This is a genomic window from Haladaptatus caseinilyticus, from assembly GCF_026248685.1.
Classification (GTDB): Archaea; Halobacteriota; Halobacteria; order Halobacteriales; family Haladaptataceae; genus Haladaptatus; species Haladaptatus caseinilyticus.
Genome location: NZ_CP111036.1, coordinates 2,468,847 through 2,485,725, shown reverse-complemented (window position 1 = coordinate 2,485,725; position 16,879 = coordinate 2,468,847). Strand labels below are relative to the sequence as shown.

The following is a 16,879-nucleotide window of genomic DNA, read 5'->3' as shown; positions in this document are numbered from 1 at the left end:
ACGATACGGCCTCAGAAACAACCGAAAGCGTTGGTGAGCGTCGCTACCAGCGAGAGCAGCGAATAGTGGCCGTCATTCCTTCCCGTCGCCAGGACCGACCGCGAGCGCGTTTTTAACGAGGCTTCGATGACCGCGTCGGAGTCGCTCCGAAATCGCTTGGTGTGAAATGTTCAAATTGTCGGAGAGGTCATCCGCAGTTGCATCCCGCGGAACGTCGTAATACCCCGCTTCGAGCGCCATCAACAACGTTTCATGTTGTTCTTCAGTCAGACCGAACAGTCCGTGGCGTGTCTCGCTCATTTCGTAGATGTTGCGGACGTCGAGTGAAAGCCCCGACTCCTCGCAGAACTCATAGGTCGCGGACAGGGCGTCCCGGGTAGGAAAGAGAATCCGAAGTCGCCAGCGGTTTTCTTTCCCGCGGAGGTTCAGTATCGTCGCTTCCTCCTCGATGAGGATATGAATGACGACGCGAATCTGATCCACCCAGTTCATTCGGTAGAGACGCTCATCACCCAGGTCTTCGAGTATCCTGAGTTCATCGACACTCGGATCGTTTTCGAGCGCATCGTTCAACGCATCGAAATCGTCCGCAGTCGCCCAGATGTAAGGTAACACATGCTTCGAGTCGTGAGCAGCGACGCGAACGACATCGAATTCGGCGTCCGGAACCTGTTCCAACGTCTTTCTCAACGCGAATTCTTGAGCCGGTATCTCCACCTCCGCAATAGTACTCATATGAATTCAGAAGTCAGCAAGGGTGATACATGCTACGGCTACGTCATTCCGTCACAGATTGCTGAAAGTATAACACGCCAGCCATCCAGGAGTTGATATGGACGACGAAATGGCCGACGCCATCGAGAAGATAGAGGGGATGGGCGTTCCCCCGTGGCACGCGATGTCCATCGAAAGTGCCCGCAGAATCGAGGACGACGTGTTTACCGCGGACGAGCGAGAGGGGATACATTTCGTCCGTAACCTGTCGATAACCGGACCGAGGGGAGATATTCCGATTCGCGTGTATCGACCCGACGTGCAGGAAGCCCCAGTCGTCGTGTTCTATCACGGCGGCGGGTGGGTACTCGGAACGCTCGACTCCATCGACGGGGTGTGTCGAGAACTGGCGAACCGAGCGAACTGTGTCGTCGTCTCGGTCGATTATCGACTCGCACCGGAACATCCGTTCCCTGCTGGCGTAGACGACGCGTTTGCCGCGCTCGAATGGGTCGAAAGTCACGCCGATTCGTTCGGCGGTGACCCGAGTAGACTGGGCGTTGCGGGCACGAGTGCAGGCGGCAACCTCGCGGCGGTTACCGCACTTCGCGCGCACGAGTTCGATGGCCCGTCGCTCGCACATCAGTGTCTGCTATATCCAATCACGAATCACGCGTTCGATACCGACTCCTACGTCGAAAACGGGGATGGTCCGCTCCTTAGTCGGGCGGACATGGAATGGTTCTGGGACCACTACCTCCGAAGTCCCGTCGATGGTGCGAATCCGTTCGCGTCGCCGCTTCGCGCGAGTGACCTCTCGGGACTTCCACCCGCGACTGTCGTCACCTGTGGCTACGACCCGCTCCGCGATGAGGGGATCGCTTACGCCGACCGCCTTGCGGAGGCTGATGTGCAAGTGCGACACAACCACTATCCCGGGATGGCGCACGGATTTTTGAGTCTCACGGATATGGTTTCGACTGCGGATGAGGCGATGGACGCGGTAGCGGAATCGATTCAGTCGAGTCTGGAATAACGGTTGCAGCGATTCGGGTAGATACGCGATAGCGACGGATTTCGAAACCGATGTCGTACTTTCTTTCAGTTTCCCCTTCTCTGCTTTGACTCGCAGCAATCGGTCGCACTCCCCAAATAGTAGGTTCGAGTTCGACGTCTCGAACTATCGGACCCGAACAGCGCAGTGCATCACCCTGACTTTTTCGTGTCATGATATCTCGGTCCGTTTCGACGAATTCTTGGTGGGCACCGAACAGATGAAATTGGTATAGCAATATTTGATTTATTCGAGCGGTAGTTGACATCGAAACGCGAGTGAAACAACCATCTGCAGTCGAAAAATAGTCGAATAGCCACTCCTCGAATCAGTTCATGACTGAGGGGGTGGCGATGTCATCCGTCAATGACGGCTTACCGGAGAGAAATGGGTGGTTTCGCCGTAGGATTCGACTTCCGAGACGGGCTGTTGTTGAAAAGCCATCGCTCGTTCGAATCATTCTCGTAGCAGTTCACCATGAGACACCTTTTCCGTCACCGGGTCGGTATCGATATCTAAAAAGGGATAAACGAAAAAGGGAGGTCAGAAACGTTCGGACGAGTCGAATCAGTTATCGCTTTCCGCCCTTCGCAGCCTCTTCGGCGGACATCGGAACGGCTTTCGGGGGCTTCATCTTCGCTTGTTCCCCAGTTCGAGTGTTCTTGGTCTCGACTTCGCCACCCTTCGTGGTAGCGAATCCACCCTGGATGTCGGAGTTGATGACTTCCGTCGTACCGTACCACGACCAGACGCCTCGGTTGTTGACCGCGCCGGGGCTCGAACAGTTCTCACCGCACGGGGGCGTACTGTCGTCGACTTCCACCACGGTGTTTTTGACGTACGGGGTTCGGTCGCCTTTCGCGTTCATTCGGATGTTCGCGATGTTGTTCGAACGGAAGTACGAATCTTCCACGTTCGTGATACCGTAGGCACCCTGACTGCCGGGGCCTGACGCGTACAGACCGTTGTTGACAGCGTTAGCGAGATGCATTCGCTTGATGTTGATGACGCCCTGGTGCGGCAGATTGGCGTTCACCCAGACACCGCCACCGCTTTCTTTCGCCTTGATACCGTCGCCCATATAAACGTTTTCGATGAGCCCCTCGCCATCCTTGGACTCGACGCCGGGCATCATGATGAAGCTCTCACCGCTGTGCTGTCCCTTGATACCGACGTTTCGAATCGTCCAGCCGCTTCCACTCGTCGTGAACGCGACACCGGCCCCCTCTGCAGTTACGTCGATGAGCTTGTTTTCGTACGTCTGCCCATCGCCGACGGAGATGGCCTTGTGCTCGCCAGCCGAGACGGTAATCGTCTCGTACTCCTTCGCTCCTGCAACGGTGCTCACGCCCGCGGCACCGGTTGCGGCAATCGCGGAGCCAGCCAGCTTCAGATACGAACGTCGATTGAGTAACGATCCGTTGTGTGTCTTGTCGTTCTCGTAGTCGCGTGCCATGCAGGTTCAACGTGAGGTTGGTGACCTATAAGGGTAGCGATTTTCGTTCAATGTCGGACTAACAATTTATAAGTTGCCCCTGTAGAGGGGTGCAGCTGCCGATACAGCGGCATCTGAGAAACAGACCACAGCCCGGTGCACAGCATGACACAACGTCACAATAACGGCCCATCTCTCGGAGGTTTGCGGTCGTTACCCCGTCCCTACGAACACGTTACTGGGATGTATATTCCGATGGCTTCCGGGGAGTATGAGCTATCGAGTCACGTCCCCCACGTCAAGGGAAGACGACCTGTGGTAAGCGAACACTACCGAGAGCTAACGACGGAGTATAACAAAGTATCTCGGAGAGGGCGTTTTAACGGAATGAAAGACGGGACTACTGGTAGACGACCCGGACTCGATTTCGGCGTCGAAACGCCAATACTCGGTGTCACGGAACGCATTGAGGGGAAACTAGCGACCGTCGGTTCGCTTCCGGGGAACGGTCGATGAGTTCCGACGTTCCACGAACCGTCGTTCTCGGGTTCGATGCACTCGACTTCGAGTACTTGGACGAGTTCGACGCGGAGCTACCAAACTTCTCTCGACTTCGCTCCGATGGCATCGACGCACCGCTTCGTTCGACGCATCCCCCATGGACCGGAAGCGCATGGCCCTCGATGTACACGGGAAGCGACCCGACGCAACACAACGCGTTCGGTTTTTTCGATTACACGAACTCCTATCCCGACGAGGCCAGCATCATCACCCGCAACGACGTGGCCGCACCCGCCCTTTGGAACTACCTGACGGCAATAGACGAACCGTCGATCGTCCTCAACGTCCCGGTCACACACCCTGCAGAACCGCTTACGGGGGCGCTCGTTCCGGGCTACCTCGCACCTGAGGACGCCGATGGCTACCCGGAGACCATCCGAGACGAACTGTCGGACGCCCTCGGCGAGGAGTACAGCATCTACTCCAAAGGCGAGATGTCGAGCAATAAATCGGAAAAGCTCGATGGATACGTCCATGCGATCGGGCTACGCGCACGCGCGGCCAAGTATCTCCTCGAGAACTGGGACTGGCGCGTGGCCGTCGTTCAAGTACAAAAGACCGATGCTGTCTTCCACAACTTCGACGACCCAACCGCGTTCCGCAGAGTGTATCGTACGGCCGACGAGCTCGTCGGAACCGTCTTAAAAACCGCACCGGACGCGAACGTCGTCGTCTGTTCCGACCACGGAATGGGTATCACGGATGGCTACAAAATATTCGTCAACGAGATACTTCGAGAACACGGGTTCGTCGAGGCCGCCGCAAACGGCGACGACCACGGAACCGGGTTAGCGACGGTGAAGGATTCGCTCGTCGAACCGGAGGCACGTGACGACTCCGAGTCGGACCGAACTCTCACACGGACCGCGTTGACGAAGGGCGTGACAGGACTCAGCGCAGTCGGAATCACGCCCGGCAAAGTGTACACGACCGCACAACGGTTCGGATTGGGTTCCGCACTGAAACGAGCAGTTCCGCAGAACGTGATCGCAGTCGCGGATCAAACCGTCGATTGGCGTGGTTCGAAGGCGTACTGTCGCGCACTGGGCGAGCTCGGCGTTCGCATCAATCTCGAAGGGCGCGACCCCGAGGGCGTGGTTCCCGAATCGGAGTACGAGAATGTTCGGTCCGAACTCATCGAAATCCTCTCGGAAGTCAGAACCCCGGATGGAAAACCGGCGTTCGAGTTCGTGAAACGGGCCGAGGCTGTCTCCTCGGGTTCCGATCCGAAGAGCGGACCGGACGTCGTATTCATGCCGACGGAAATGAACCATCTCGTCCTCCCGAGCCTCGTCGGCGAGCGGTTCCTCCCGGTCGAGGAGTACAATCACAAACCGGACGGTGTGTTCATCGGCGCCGGGCCGAGCTTCGACGAAACCGCGACCCTCGCCGAACTCTCGCTCTCGGACGTCGCACCGATCGCTATGGCGGCGGCAGGCCTTCCCGTTCCCGAACAAATGACCGGAGCGGTTCCGGATGGATTGCTGGCCGGCGCGATAGAAACGAAAGCATACACCGACGTTGAGTTCGGCACGGATGGGAACGTGGGCACCGAAGGACAGGTCGAATCGAGACTCGAAGACCTCGGCTATCTCTAAATCATGGGTGAGCAACGAGAGCTTCGGAACCTCCTTTCGAGTGCGAGTCTCGTGTTCGTCGGTGCCGCCATCGCCTCCGTTGCGAAACTACTCGAACGGATCGTCCTCGGGCGGAGTCTATCGACGGCCGCATTCGGCGAAGTGAACATCGCGCTCACGACGATGTCGTTGGGGGTTACGTTCGCACTCGTCGGGTTCGGGCAGGGAATCCCGCGGTACATGTCCCGATACGAGGACGAGCGAGACGTTCGAGGTGCGTGGTTGACCGGCCTGCTCTTCGCCGGCGTGGTCGCAGTCGCGGTGGCCAGCGTTCTGTACTTCAAGGCCGACTTCATCACCGCGAACCTCTTCGACAAGGGTGATTCGAGCAACCTCGTCCCCGTGTTCGTCCTCGCGATTCCACTCGTCGTCGGCTATCAGGTCGGTGTCGGCGGCATCCGTGGGTTCGAGAACACGATTTACAAAACGTACGTTGGCGACCTGCTGTACCCCTTCGGCCGAATATTTCTGCTCGTCGGGTTGCTAGCGCTTGGGTTCGGTCCGGTGGCGGCGGGGTATGCGTACCTCATCAGCGCTGCCGTCGCGTTCGTCGCCGCCCACTATCTATTGAATCGATTGTTGCCACTCGTCGGGGAGTTCAGACTCCACATGCGAGAAATGGCGCTGTTTTCCGCACCGCTCGTGGTTTCGTCAGTGCTCGCCGACCTCCTCACCCGAACCGACACCGTGATGCTCGGATTTTTCAAAACCTCGCATCAGGTTGGATTGTACGCAGCGGCCTACCCGCTCGCTAACAGCCTGCTCATCGCGCTCTCGTCGTTCGGATTTCTGTATCTTCCGCTGGCGTCTCGTCTCGACGCGAACGGCGAGCGGGACGAGATATCGTCGATTTATCAACTCACGACGAAGTGGATTTTCGTCGTGACCTTTCCAGCGTTCCTCCTGTTCGTAACCTTCCCGGCGGACATCCTGACCGTCTTCTTCGGCGAGCGATACGCAGGCGGCGCGTTGGCCTTGGTCATCCTTTCGCTCGGGTTTTTCACCAACGCCGCCGGTGGTCGAAACCGTGAGACGCTTTCAGCCCTTGGCCATACGGGGATGATACTCACGGGTAACGCGCTCGCGTTCGGCCTCAACCTCGTTTTGAACCTCGTTTTGATTCCTGCACACGGGTTCGTCGGCGCCGCGGTCGCATCCGCCATCGCAAACGTCACGCTCAACGTCTTCATGTTCGCGGTGCTATGGCTGAAATTCGGTATCACGCCGTTTTCCCGGTGGACCGTCCGAACGATGACGCGCGTGCCACTTCTGCTGTTTCCTCCGGCAGTGGTCGTCTCACGAATGGTTTCGCTTTCCGTCATTACGCTTCCGCTCGCACTCGCCATCGCCGCCGTCGGGACCCTCATCGCCGTCTCCGCAGCGGATTGTCTCCAACCGGAGGACAGAGTCGTCGTCGACTTCGTCGAAAAGATCACAAAGACGAAACTGCCGTTTCTGCACGGCTACGTTCCCGAAGCGACCGACTGAGCGTTTTTCGGTCACGATGTGTGCTACATTACGAATCCTATCGGGAGAGGCGGCCGTAGCAAAAGAACGATGATGCCCGCAATCAACGAGACGGCACCTGTCGCACTCGAAAACTCCCTGCCCCACGTGGGCGGGAGTCGTTCGACCGTTACGACCGTGGTGAGCGCGACCATCCAGAAGTAGTTCATCTCGCCGAAGAAGGGCATCAGGAAGAAAAACGGACCGAGGCAGACGAGAATGCAACTTATACCGTGTTCGAATCCCTTCTTCTGGCCGTCCGCGGCACGCGCAGGCCCCGGTTCGACACGTGCACAGCAGGTTCGGAGTCGCGATTGTTTGACAGTCGAAAGTTGATACAACCCGGTCAGCACGAGCACTCCGCCGATGACTGCGTGAGTGTGTGCCCGCGTGAATCCGTAGATACCGCCGGGAAGCACCGCATGGAATCCGAGTGGAACCATCGCGGAGCGACTGCTACAATCACCCGTTCGAAAGTTCTATGAAAAGGGGGAAGATCGTGAATTACCAATTCGCCACTAGCCGCTCGACGTCGCCTCCTCCCTACACCGAATAATATAGCGAAATGCAGTATATTCGTCCTGAATCGAAAGTAAAAACGATACCAAACAATCGAAGAGTGGAAAAAGCCCACACGATCGCTGTAGCAAACTTATCGCCGGACAAAGCGCCCTGAGCGGACTGATAATGAAATGTTCGTGAGGGCCCGAACAACGAGTTTCCGTAGTAAGCCTGTGCGAACGAAGGTAACTAACCAAGCATCATTCCGGATTCCGGCGAGCATCAGTAGCTGTCACCCTGTTTTACCTCATTGCAACGCTTGGTGCAGAGATACTACAACTGATCCCCTGCAAATGGCATCAACTATCGGTCGAGGGGCCGCGTTCGAGAGTGAAAGGCTCAGAGGAACGACATCGGGAAAACCAACCAGAAGCGATATGCCACCTCCAACTATTATTGGGAGAATCGAACCCCAACCGAGTTTTTGGTGAGCAACGGCGAGAATGTTTCACTAGACCTAACCACAGTTATGTCCCGAACGACGAACCGATCAGGTGTCAAAAAACGTGGCGAGAAATATAACGATCGACTATGCATGATTTTGGCCTCTGGCTGAAAACGATATCTCGTTCGATGGTACTAAATCAGCCACGGTTACAGCCCCAGAATTGTAGATATGTACTATCTACGGGTGAGAATAGAGACACAGACAGGGAGATAAAGTCCCTTATCACTCTTTATGGGACAACTTGATATACTGGGAGTGGGACGTGCAACCATGGCCGACGAAACGAGCAGAGCTGTCGTTAAAACATACATTCCGGAGTATCAAAAGGACGATTGGCAGTCACATGCGGACGAACTCGACATGAGCCAGAGCGAGTTCGTTAGGGCCATGGTACAGGCCGGAAGAAAGGGGTTCGAAATGGATCCCGTGCAGACCCAACCCGAGGGGTCCAACCCCAGGGGTGACGAGCTGAAAACACGGTTGCTCGAAATCCTCGCATCGGAGGGGCATCTGTCATGGGACGAACTGGTCGAACGCCTCGCGGGCGATTTCGAGGACAAACTGGAAGACGAACTCAACGAGCTCCAGTCGACAAACCGAGTTCAGTATAGTGGGCGACACGGAGGTTACGAACTGGTCGGAGGTATCGATGGCCACGCGTAATTCCGACAGTCCGAATCCCGAGGACCCGGTTGGTTATTTCCTTCAGGATTTACTCTATCACGGAAAGAGCGAACGAACCAGAGCGGCATACAAACGAGTCCTGCGCCGCTTCGAAGCGTTCCTTGGTGACCCCGAGGTAAATCCTTCTGGCCGCAGTGTGACGCCAGCGTCAGCTACCCAGCGCGATTGTATGGCGTGGATTCACACCCTCCGCGGAAACCATGCCGAAAGCACCATCGCCACGTATGCGTCCTATCTCCACCGGTTTTACACGTACATGACACAGGTCGGTGCGTTCGACTCGAATCCCATGGCACTCGTGGTTGAGGAGATGCACGAATCCATCGACAAAGACCCGATGCGCCGCGAAATTTCGGTGGCGGACATGCGAAAATTCACCGCAAATGTCACCCACCCACTGGAGCGCGCTGTCGTCCTCACTCTATTGAAGACCGGAATGCGTGTCGGCGAAGTCAGCAACCTCGATCTTCGGGATGTGAATCTCGCCGATGAAAATGTGCAGCGGGCATACACTGTCGGTGATCGCCCGCAACTCGATGGCCGGCCCGACTCGATTTTCATCGCGGCGGATGCGATCAGGGGAGAAGTCGTCAACGGCGAAGAACGCACAGCCTCGAACAAGCGGAAGCGAGAGACCATCGTTCCGGTGGACAGCGAACTCAAAAAAGTACTCATCCGATGGCTTGCGATTCGTCCGGACGTCCGATCATCCGCGGAACCACTGTTCGTCAGCACAAGCGGCGATTGGGGCGCACGTCTCACGCCGAAAATGATTCGAAATATCGTCGAACGTCATGCCCGTGAGTGGGGTTGGCATCGAACCGGAGGTGGTGCCGAGGAAAACGTCACTCCCCACTATTTCCGTCACTTTTTCACGACGCATCTTCGCGACCGGACCGGTGACCGTGGAATCGTGAAATACCTCCGTGGCGACGTCGCGAGCGATATCATCGACACGTACACTCACAATTGGGGCGACCGAGTACGAGAAGTATATGAAGCGAACGTCTACTCGCTGCTGTAGCAATGAAAAGCGCGCCGAGAGTTCCGGAATCGTTCGAAATATCGATTCGTGCCTCGCCAACGGCGGTTGGAACGGTCGAAACGTCGTCAGTCGCGGTACCAAACGAATACGGGGATAGATTCCAATAACGCTATTTGCCGACCAACATTCTTCGGTAGACCAATGAATAGAACACCGGAATCGGAGACGCAGATATATCGATTGGAAAGTGAATTCCACGGTAAGAAGTGGAATTAATTTATCAGTTGCCGGACGGAGCACGTCCCACTTCGAATAAATAAATCATATGCTGCGATACCAAACGATCGTATTGCGAGCAGTCCGTGCGCTGCAAATCGTTATCCGAAATAGGGGCTGTAATCCCCATTACCGCGTAGATATGGGGGTTACCAGTATTCTGTCCCCGATAGGCTCAGTCTGATAATTTGAAAGTTCTATGCGCTTTATCAGTGGTTCCCACCTACAGGTGCGTGAGGGAGAGATGTCCGAGAACAAAAACGACGACACGAAATCGGTAGAATCGGAAGAACGACGCTCGTTCATGAAGAAGGGCGCACTCGCGACGGGTGCGCTCGCGCTGGGTCTCGGTAGTGCCGGAACCGCTGCCGCGCAGGACGGAAATTCGGTGCTGGTCTACACGTACGACTACCACCCGAACGTTCCGTTCCGCGTTACCAACAGCCTCGAAGCATCGACGGTCGTTCGGCTACTACAGCGCCCTGGCGGCGGCGACGTGCCCGAGATCAGCCAGCCTGACGACTACAGCGGTTGGGTCATTCGCTACGACCTCGGTGGTCAAGACGCCGCGATCACGACGGTCATGTTCTCGCGCAGTGCGAGCCTCAGCAGGGGCGACCGTCGTCGGTTCGCCGGTGACGCGACCATCTTCAGCAGCGAACTCAACCTGCTCAGCACGACACTGCAGGGTGGTGGAAACGGCGGGACCTCGACGACGCAGAGCGGCGGGAACAACTCGTCCAACTAAAACACGGGTCGACTTTTTTATAATAGAGTGGGAGACCTCAGTCGTCAGCAGTGGCCACTGGTTCGTGTTCGATATTGGTTCCTAGAACGTCGAGGAATTGCGCTAGCCACTCCACGTGGTCACTCTAATCGCGACCGGTTACCAGATTTCCGTCGGTCGTCACGCCGTCGTAATACTCACCGCCAGCATCCTCGACATCGGTCTTCAGCGCCGAGTATGCGGAGCACGTCCGCCCTTCGATGATGTCAGCAGCAGCGAGAATCTGGGCGGCATGGCAAATGGCGGCGATGGGTTTGTTCTCGTCATCGAACTGTTCGACGATCTCGATGACCTCGTCGTAGGTTCGCAGATACTCCGGAGCGCGACCACCTGGGATAACGAGTCCGTCATAGTCGTCGGGGTCGATATCGTCGAACGAAGCGGAGAGTACGAAATCGTGGCCGCGTGACTCGACATAGGTCTGATCTCCCCGAAACTCGTGAATCGCGGTTTTGATGGCATCATCTCCGTCTTTTTCCAGACACACTGCATCTACATCGTGGCCAACCGCCTGCAGTGCCTGAAACGGAACCATGATTTCGTAATCTTCGCCGAAATCACCGACTATCATCAGGAGTTTCTTTCCTGGCATCCGTTGGGGTACAACGAATTTGGTAAAATATATATCGGCGATCGAAGCGGCTAACACGTGTTCTGATACTGTTTTTGGCAAACCTAAAATTCAAGTACTGTCCGTGGCTATCCGAGGATAGATGCAACCCGAAGCACGGGACGGCAGCGAGTTCACGTTCGACGACGTGAGTGTCGTCATGGGAACATACAACGAGGAGGCGGCAATCAGGTCAGTGCTCGCTGATATCGATCGTGTAACGGACGGAAGGGCGGAAGTCGTCTGTGTCGATGGGTCATCCGACGAAACGCCCGAAATCGCGGCGGAACACGGTGCCCGTGTCATCCGACAACAACCGCAAGGATACGGCATCGCGGTGCGGGCCGCTCTGCTCGCGCCGGACCGACCGGTCGTCGTAACCACGGACTGCGACGACACCTATCCGATGGACCAGTTGCCCGAATTCCTCGACCTGCTGAACGAGGGCTACGACGTGGTGAGCGGCGATAGACTATACTATGGTGCGGATGCCATGCCGGAGATCAACCGGTGGGGAAATCGGGCGTTCGCCGTCCTCGCATCCGTGTTGATGGGAAAGCGCGTTCACGACACGACGACGGGAATGCGTGCCTATCGTCGGGACGTTATCGAAACGATAGACTGGACGCAGAACACCGGTCTTTCGGCGGAGTTATTGATTCGGCCGCTCATGCGGGGATATCGGGTTCGAGAGATTCCTATCGACTACGCCGAGCGAAAGGGGGAGACGAAACTCGACCCATTTTCAGGTGGGGCCGAAATCGCGGGGTCCATCGCAAAGGTCGCACTCCAAGAACGATTCCGTTGAGCCGTCAACGAAGATGGTGGGAGAATCCATCACGCTGAACCGTTCAACCGTGTTGTAAGGGAGACGTCGGGCCGGGTTTCGTCCGGAAGGTAGGTAATCCCATCATCACCGCAATTTCTCGGGACGCGACAGAGCCCTCGGTACGGTGACAGCGCCCGAATCGTCCCGTCTCGTCGTTCGACTGGGAGCCGAATAATGTAGGAAAAACCGGTTCCGTCGGCGTTTTCGACGTACACCTCGACAGCAAGCGTGTCGGTTCGACCGACTGGAATCGCCGCGTCGTTCCCCACTGAGCGAACAGTCGAACCGTCCAATCGTGCGCGTCCGTCGGAGACGACGAGACGAAATCGCGCCGAATCGTCGCCATCGGCGACGTAGTACGTATCCCCCTCGTCAGACGCCAGTCGTATCGACGCCGAATCGACTGCTTGCGGAAGTCCGACGGTCGTATGGAGAGATACCGAGTCACCGCGAACCGCTCTGACCCGCTGGAGTCGTGGTTCGACCGCGGTTCCGGAGTACGGTTCCCACTGCCCGCGGTAGACGTACCGATACAGGGTGCGATTCGGATAGCTATCGACGACGGCGAATCGTCGGGGACCGTCGAGCGCGTACACGACCTCCCCGTCGAACCCCGGGTCGTTTCGGAACGATTGAAACGGGTGGTTCAGCCAATCGCCGTGCGTCGTCGGGACGAAGACGAGAGCGTTCTCGAACGAGCGATTTTCGACGGGTTCGTACGCCACCTGATACTGGTCGGTAACCGTTGCGTTCGCCTGAAGCGGGGCCGTCGCAAGCGAAGCAGTTACACCGGCAAACACGGACGCAGAAAGGACGAGAATGGTGACAAACACCGTTCTCGTCCGGCGGGTTCGGACGAATCTATCCACCCGGTTTCGAAGCCATCGGGAAAGGGTGATGGCACCGAACGCTCCGAAAACGGCCATCGGGAGGAGGATATCGAAGTGATAGTACGGACCGAGGAAGTGAATCAGACCGTCGTTTGGATCGGAGAGCGTAGCGACGATGTTCCGGTTTCCCCAAAAGTAGACGTTGCCGAGAGGGATGGAAACGAACAGCCCTGCGAGGATCGCTCGCGCTTGATTCTGCGTGAATCGGTCCCGCCAATGGTTCGAATGGCTCCGGTGAATCCCGGCGACGAGACCGACTGCCGCCAGCCCCGTTCCGAGGATACCACCGGCAACCCACCTGGTGAACAAGGCGGCGAGAACCCCTGCGTTCGATCGCAGCGCGAGTCCAACGGTATACTGCTGTTCGTAATCGAGCAGTTTTCGGTGTCCGAAGCCCAGCCCATCGAGGGGAGCGAAGGCTTCGTACGGGAATACGAACGGAGAGCCGGTGACGATGGCATTGTATCCTAGCGTGATGCCGACACCGAACAGTCCGGTGACGCCAGTGATTGTGAGTCGTGAAACGACGTCGCGGTCGAACCATGTCGCCCGAGCCGCGTGGAGTGCGTGAACGACGAACGGCGCGGCGAACAATATCGCGGTGTACGGTCGAGAGAAAAACGAGATGCCGATGGCACTACCGGCGAGAACCGAATAGCCCCGCGATTCGAGACGGGCGGAACGGAAGTACGCGAACGCGAACAGGAGGTTCCAGAGCGTCGTCGGCGCGTAGGGAAGAAAGATCGCGGAGTCCACGATAAACAACGGTGACGTGGCAAGCAAGATGGCGGCGATCACCCCAGTCCTGCGGTCGAATGACTCGGTGGTAATCGCATACGTGAGTCCAACGTTGGCGGCGGCGATGGCGGCCAGCGAAAGACGAGCGTTTCCGGCGAGCGTTCCGAGTGCGAACATGGCCGCCGGGACGGGTGCGTACTTCGGGAAGAGCCGTCCGCCATCCCGCACGAAGAACCACGGTCGGAACGCGTCGGGAACGGGGGGATGGAGAAACAGGTTCCCCTCGATCAGCATCGCCGCTTGCTGGAGATAAACGCCCTCGTCGTGGTTGAGGGAGTGATACGGAAACAGCTTCGTTGCGATGAAGAACACGACGACCGCGGTGACGATCGAGAGCAAAGTGGCGAGAATTCGGGCGCGCCGTCGCGTCGTCATCTCACTGGGTCGGATACCACGCGAGTGTGTGATCAGCGACCAGTTCGACGTTCACGGGTTGGCCGATTTCGAAGTCCTTGACGTGATTGTGTTGACAGTAGACGACTTCGCCGGAACCGAGTTCGACATGATAGACGAAGGATGGACCGGTGTACTGCCGGTGGACGATGTGGCCGTCGGCGGCATCGCCTTCGGTTGCTCGGGCCTTGAGGTCGTCCGGTCGGACGAGAACGTCCACGATGGCCCCATCGTATTCCTCCGAAAGTCCTTCGAGTTGGTTGGTTTTGAACGTCCTGATGGATGTATCGACGTGGCCGTCACTCAGTCGTCCGGAGACGAACCCTGCCTGGCCGAGGAAACCAGCGACGAACCGTGACTCGGGGTGTTCGAAGACGATTTCGGGCCGGCCCACTTGCTCGATACGACCCTCGTTCATTACGGCCACCCGGTCGCTGATGGAGAGCGCTTCCTCCTGGTCGTGGGTAACCGAGACGGCGGTGACTCCCGCTTCCTTTATGATGGCGCGAACCTCCTCGCGCATCTCGACGCGGAGTTTCACGTCGAGGTTCGAAAACGGTTCGTCGAGCAGGAGTATTTCGGGTTCGGGAGCGAGCGAACGAGCGAGTGCCACACGCTGTTTCTGACCGCCGGAAAGCTGGTCAGGCGTTCGGTCTCGATGACTTTCCAGACCGACGAGGTCGAGCAGTTCGGTGACGCGTTTTTGTGTTGCCGCATCGTCCTCCTCCGTGAGTCCAAAGGCGATGTTTTCTGCGATAGTGAGGTGAGGAAAGAGCGCGAAATCTTGGAAGACGATGCCCACATCGCGGCTCTCCGGTTCGACGAATTCGTCGCCGGTAATTCGGTCGCCACGGAGGCGAATCTCCCCGCCGTCGGGACGTTCCAGTCCGGCCATCATCCGGAGGGTTGTCGTTTTCCCACACCCGGATGGGCCGAGCATGGTGAGTAGTTCTCCCTCCCGAACGTCGAGCGAGAGGTTCTCGACGGCCGTCTCGGAACCGTACTCCTTGGCGATATCGTCGAGTTCGAGAACCGGCTCCGCCTGGTTTTCAGTTTCGTGTGGTTCGTGTTCGGTCGATGGTGATCGAAGCGTACTATTTGACATCGTAGTCCTCCCGTTTTATGATGATGAGCAGCGACAGGCCGGAGATAGCGACAAGCACGAGCGCCGGTATCGCCGCTTTGTCGTAGAGTCCAGATGCTTGAACCTGCCAGATGTAGGTGACGAGCGTCTCGAACTCCGGTGGGCGGAGGATGAGCGTCGCCGGAAGTTCTTTCATCGTCGTCAGGAACACGAGCGCCGCACCCGCCGCGACACCCGGTGCGATGAGCGGAAGCGTCACCTTCCGGAACGCCGCCGCCGGCGAATGACCGAGCGTCTGTGCCGCCTCCGTCAGTTTCGGATCCACTTGCACGACCGACGAACCGACCGCGCCGACGGCCTGCGGCAGGAATCGAACGACGTACGCGAAGAGAAGAAGCGGTATCGTCTGATAGAGTGCAGGTGCGTAAGCGGACCCAAACGAGACGAGCGACAATCCTAGCACGACGCCGGGTATCGCGTACCCAACGTAGGTTGCACGGTCCAAGACGTTCGAAAGGGTCGAGGAGTGTCGGGCAGCGAAATACGCGACGGGCACCGCGGCGATGATCGCCGCGAGTGCTGCAAGTCCCGAAACAGCGACGGAACTCCACGCGTACTGCCACTGGAAGGTAAATGTACTCGAACCGTACGTCGGCTCGACACGCTGCATCCAGTATGCCAGCATTCCGAGCGGAACGACGAGGCAGAGAAATGCGACGACGGAACTGAACAGCAGCGCGGGATAGCGCCATGGTCCGAGTTTGAACGTCGCCGACCGGTTCGAACTTCTGGTACCGGTTTTCGCCCCGGCACTAATTCGGGACTCCAACGCGAGAATGACGACGGTGACGGCGACGAGTTGGAGCGAGAGTAACGCCGCAGGGTCGCGACCCCAAGCGTTGTACTGGACGTAGATCTGCTGGGTAAACACCTCGAATTGCATAATCATCGGCGTTCCGAAGTCGGACAGTGCATAAAGGCCGACGAGGAGCGAGCCAGCCGCGATGCCGGGGAGTATCTGGGGAACGGTGACGCGCTTGAACGCCTCCCAGCGCGAGTGGTTGAGTGTGCGTGCGGCTTCCACGAGTGTCGAGTCGAAAGACAGCAGCGACGCTCGCGTCGTCAGGAAGACGTAGGGGTAGGTGAACAGCGTCAGCACGAGCGCCGTACCGGTGAAGCCGTAGATCGATGGGATCGATTGGATTCCCAGCGGCGCGAGCGCGTCGGCGAGTTCACCCTGCGGGCCAAGCGCGGAGGCGTACGTGAACGCGCCGATGTAGCTTGGAATGACGAGCGGCAGCGCGCCGACGACCGTCCAGAATCGTCGAAATGGTAAATCGGTCTGCACGGTCAGCACCGCGAGCGGGACGCCGATCAGGATGGAACCGGCGGTCACGGCGGTCACGAGGGCAGCACTGTTCGCGACCACCGTTAGCGTCGCACCGGCGGTGAGGTTCGATACGATTGCGTTCGGGTTCATCCCGAGGACGCGAACGACTAACCAAAGGATGGGAAAGAGGACGGCTGTGGCGACGGCCCCACTGACGAGCGTCAGTCCGATTGGATACGACTCGCTGCTGTCCGTGTCGGATGCAGCCAGTCGCTGGAGTCGGTCGCGTGTCGCCAT

At 57.8% G+C, this 16,879-nt stretch carries 14 protein-coding genes and 1 pseudogene; 8 read left to right on the top strand and 7 right to left on the bottom strand.

All coding sequences use genetic code 11. The features are described 5' to 3' along the window. Positions 1 to 72 precede the first annotated feature (72 nt). A complete protein-coding gene (locus OOF89_RS13425) occupies positions 73 to 735 on the bottom strand; it encodes a helix-turn-helix domain-containing protein (RefSeq protein ID WP_266077046.1) in 663 nt (220 codons plus the stop codon). A 97-nt stretch (positions 736 to 832) separates the two neighbouring features. Between OOF89_RS13425 and OOF89_RS13420 the strand changes: the two genes are divergently transcribed. After that, positions 833 to 1,750, top strand: coding sequence for an alpha/beta hydrolase (locus tag OOF89_RS13420; RefSeq protein WP_266077043.1), 918 nt, complete (start codon positions 833 to 835; stop codon positions 1,748 to 1,750). A 589-nt stretch (positions 1,751 to 2,339) separates the two neighbouring features. Here OOF89_RS13420 and OOF89_RS13415 read toward each other — a convergent pair. After that, a complete protein-coding gene (locus OOF89_RS13415) occupies positions 2,340 to 3,224 on the bottom strand; it encodes a hypothetical protein (protein WP_266077041.1) in 885 nt (294 codons plus the stop codon). 366 nt (positions 3,225 to 3,590) lie between these two features. On the opposite strand from OOF89_RS13415, the gene OOF89_RS13410 reads away from it, so the two are divergent. The 3 genes from OOF89_RS13410 to OOF89_RS13400 are packed head-to-tail and all read left to right on the top strand — an operon-like array spanning position 3,591 to position 6,889. After that, the gene (locus OOF89_RS13410; protein WP_266077038.1) at positions 3,591 to 3,719 is read left to right on the top strand and encodes a hypothetical protein; all 129 of its coding nucleotides are present in this window, start codon (positions 3,591 to 3,593) and stop codon (positions 3,717 to 3,719) included. Then, positions 3,716 to 5,362 (top strand): alkaline phosphatase family protein, encoded by a 1,647-nt coding sequence (locus OOF89_RS13405; RefSeq protein WP_266077035.1) that lies wholly within the window; start codon positions 3,716 to 3,718, stop codon positions 5,360 to 5,362. The genes OOF89_RS13410 and OOF89_RS13405 overlap by 4 nt, the downstream gene beginning before the upstream one ends. A 3-nt stretch (positions 5,363 to 5,365) precedes the next feature. Beyond that, complete coding sequence (locus tag OOF89_RS13400) at positions 5,366 to 6,889, top strand: flippase (protein WP_266077032.1); 1,524 nt, start codon at positions 5,366 to 5,368, stop codon at positions 6,887 to 6,889. A 23-nt stretch (positions 6,890 to 6,912) separates the two neighbouring features. Here OOF89_RS13400 and OOF89_RS13395 read toward each other — a convergent pair whose 3' ends face one another. Next, positions 6,913 to 7,350, bottom strand: a complete 438-nt coding sequence (locus OOF89_RS13395; RefSeq protein ID WP_266077029.1) for a copper chaperone — start codon at positions 7,348 to 7,350, stop codon at positions 6,913 to 6,915. 836 nt (positions 7,351 to 8,186) lie between these two features. On the opposite strand from OOF89_RS13395, the gene OOF89_RS13390 reads away from it, so the two are divergent. From OOF89_RS13390 to OOF89_RS13380, 3 genes are all read left to right on the top strand, one after another. Beyond that, complete coding sequence (locus tag OOF89_RS13390; protein ID WP_266077026.1) at positions 8,187 to 8,579, top strand: DUF5805 domain-containing protein; 393 nt, start codon at positions 8,187 to 8,189, stop codon at positions 8,577 to 8,579. Further along, complete coding sequence (locus OOF89_RS13385) at positions 8,566 to 9,624, top strand: tyrosine-type recombinase/integrase (RefSeq protein ID WP_266077024.1); 1,059 nt, start codon at positions 8,566 to 8,568, stop codon at positions 9,622 to 9,624. Before OOF89_RS13390 ends, OOF89_RS13385 begins: the two co-directional genes overlap by 14 nt. Positions 9,625 to 10,105: 481 nt before the next feature. Continuing rightward, positions 10,106 to 10,609, top strand: a complete 504-nt coding sequence (locus OOF89_RS13380; protein WP_266077021.1) for a twin-arginine translocation signal domain-containing protein — start codon at positions 10,106 to 10,108, stop codon at positions 10,607 to 10,609. A gap of 37 nt (positions 10,610 to 10,646) precedes the next feature. Here OOF89_RS13380 and OOF89_RS13375 read toward each other — a convergent pair. Then, positions 10,647 to 11,240, bottom strand: a pseudogene (locus tag OOF89_RS13375) (DJ-1/PfpI family protein). 121 nt (positions 11,241 to 11,361) lie between these two features. Between OOF89_RS13375 and OOF89_RS13370 the strand changes: the two are divergent. Continuing rightward, positions 11,362 to 12,066, top strand: a complete 705-nt coding sequence (locus OOF89_RS13370) for a dolichyl-phosphate hexose transferase (protein WP_266077016.1) — start codon at positions 11,362 to 11,364, stop codon at positions 12,064 to 12,066. 29 nt (positions 12,067 to 12,095) lie between these two features. On the opposite strand, the gene OOF89_RS13365 is transcribed toward OOF89_RS13370, so the two are convergent. Genes OOF89_RS13365 through OOF89_RS13355 form a run of 3 tightly spaced genes read right to left on the bottom strand, consistent with a single transcriptional unit; the run spans position 12,096 to position 16,879 of the window. Further along, entirely contained in the window at positions 12,096 to 14,150 is a 2,055-nt protein-coding gene (locus OOF89_RS13365; protein WP_266077014.1) for an ArnT family glycosyltransferase, read from the bottom strand. Position 14,151: 1 nt separating this feature from the next. Continuing rightward, a complete protein-coding gene (locus tag OOF89_RS13360) occupies positions 14,152 to 15,273 on the bottom strand; it encodes an ABC transporter ATP-binding protein (protein ID WP_266077012.1) in 1,122 nt (373 codons plus the stop codon). Further along, entirely contained in the window at positions 15,263 to 16,879 is a 1,617-nt protein-coding gene (locus OOF89_RS13355; protein ID WP_266077010.1) for an ABC transporter permease, read from the bottom strand. The genes OOF89_RS13360 and OOF89_RS13355 overlap by 11 nt, the downstream gene beginning before the upstream one ends.

Bases quoted from the DNA above. Each gene is read 5' to 3' on its own strand.
- OOF89_RS13425 (WP_266077046.1), bottom strand. From the start codon at position 735: ATGAGTACTATTGCGGAGGTGGAGATACCGGCTCAAGAATTCGCGTTG.
- OOF89_RS13420 (WP_266077043.1), top strand. From the start codon at position 833: ATGGACGACGAAATGGCCGACGCCATCGAGAAGATAGAGGGGATGGGC.
- OOF89_RS13415 (WP_266077041.1), bottom strand. From the start codon at position 3,224: ATGGCACGCGACTACGAGAACGACAAGACACACAACGGATCGTTACTC.
- OOF89_RS13410 (WP_266077038.1), top strand. From the start codon at position 3,591: ATGAAAGACGGGACTACTGGTAGACGACCCGGACTCGATTTCGGCGTC.
- OOF89_RS13405 (WP_266077035.1), top strand. From the start codon at position 3,716: ATGAGTTCCGACGTTCCACGAACCGTCGTTCTCGGGTTCGATGCACTC.
- OOF89_RS13400 (WP_266077032.1), top strand. From the start codon at position 5,366: ATGGGTGAGCAACGAGAGCTTCGGAACCTCCTTTCGAGTGCGAGTCTC.
- OOF89_RS13395 (WP_266077029.1), bottom strand. From the start codon at position 7,350: ATGGTTCCACTCGGATTCCATGCGGTGCTTCCCGGCGGTATCTACGGA.
- OOF89_RS13390 (WP_266077026.1), top strand. From the start codon at position 8,187: ATGGCCGACGAAACGAGCAGAGCTGTCGTTAAAACATACATTCCGGAG.
- OOF89_RS13385 (WP_266077024.1), top strand. From the start codon at position 8,566: ATGGCCACGCGTAATTCCGACAGTCCGAATCCCGAGGACCCGGTTGGT.
- OOF89_RS13380 (WP_266077021.1), top strand. From the start codon at position 10,106: ATGTCCGAGAACAAAAACGACGACACGAAATCGGTAGAATCGGAAGAA.
- OOF89_RS13370 (WP_266077016.1), top strand. From the start codon at position 11,362: ATGCAACCCGAAGCACGGGACGGCAGCGAGTTCACGTTCGACGACGTG.
- OOF89_RS13365 (WP_266077014.1), bottom strand. From the start codon at position 14,150: ATGACGACGCGACGGCGCGCCCGAATTCTCGCCACTTTGCTCTCGATC.
- OOF89_RS13360 (WP_266077012.1), bottom strand. From the start codon at position 15,273: ATGTCAAATAGTACGCTTCGATCACCATCGACCGAACACGAACCACAC.
- OOF89_RS13355 (WP_266077010.1), bottom strand. From the start codon at position 16,879: ATGGCGACACGCGACCGACTCCAGCGACTGGCTGCATCCGACACGGAC.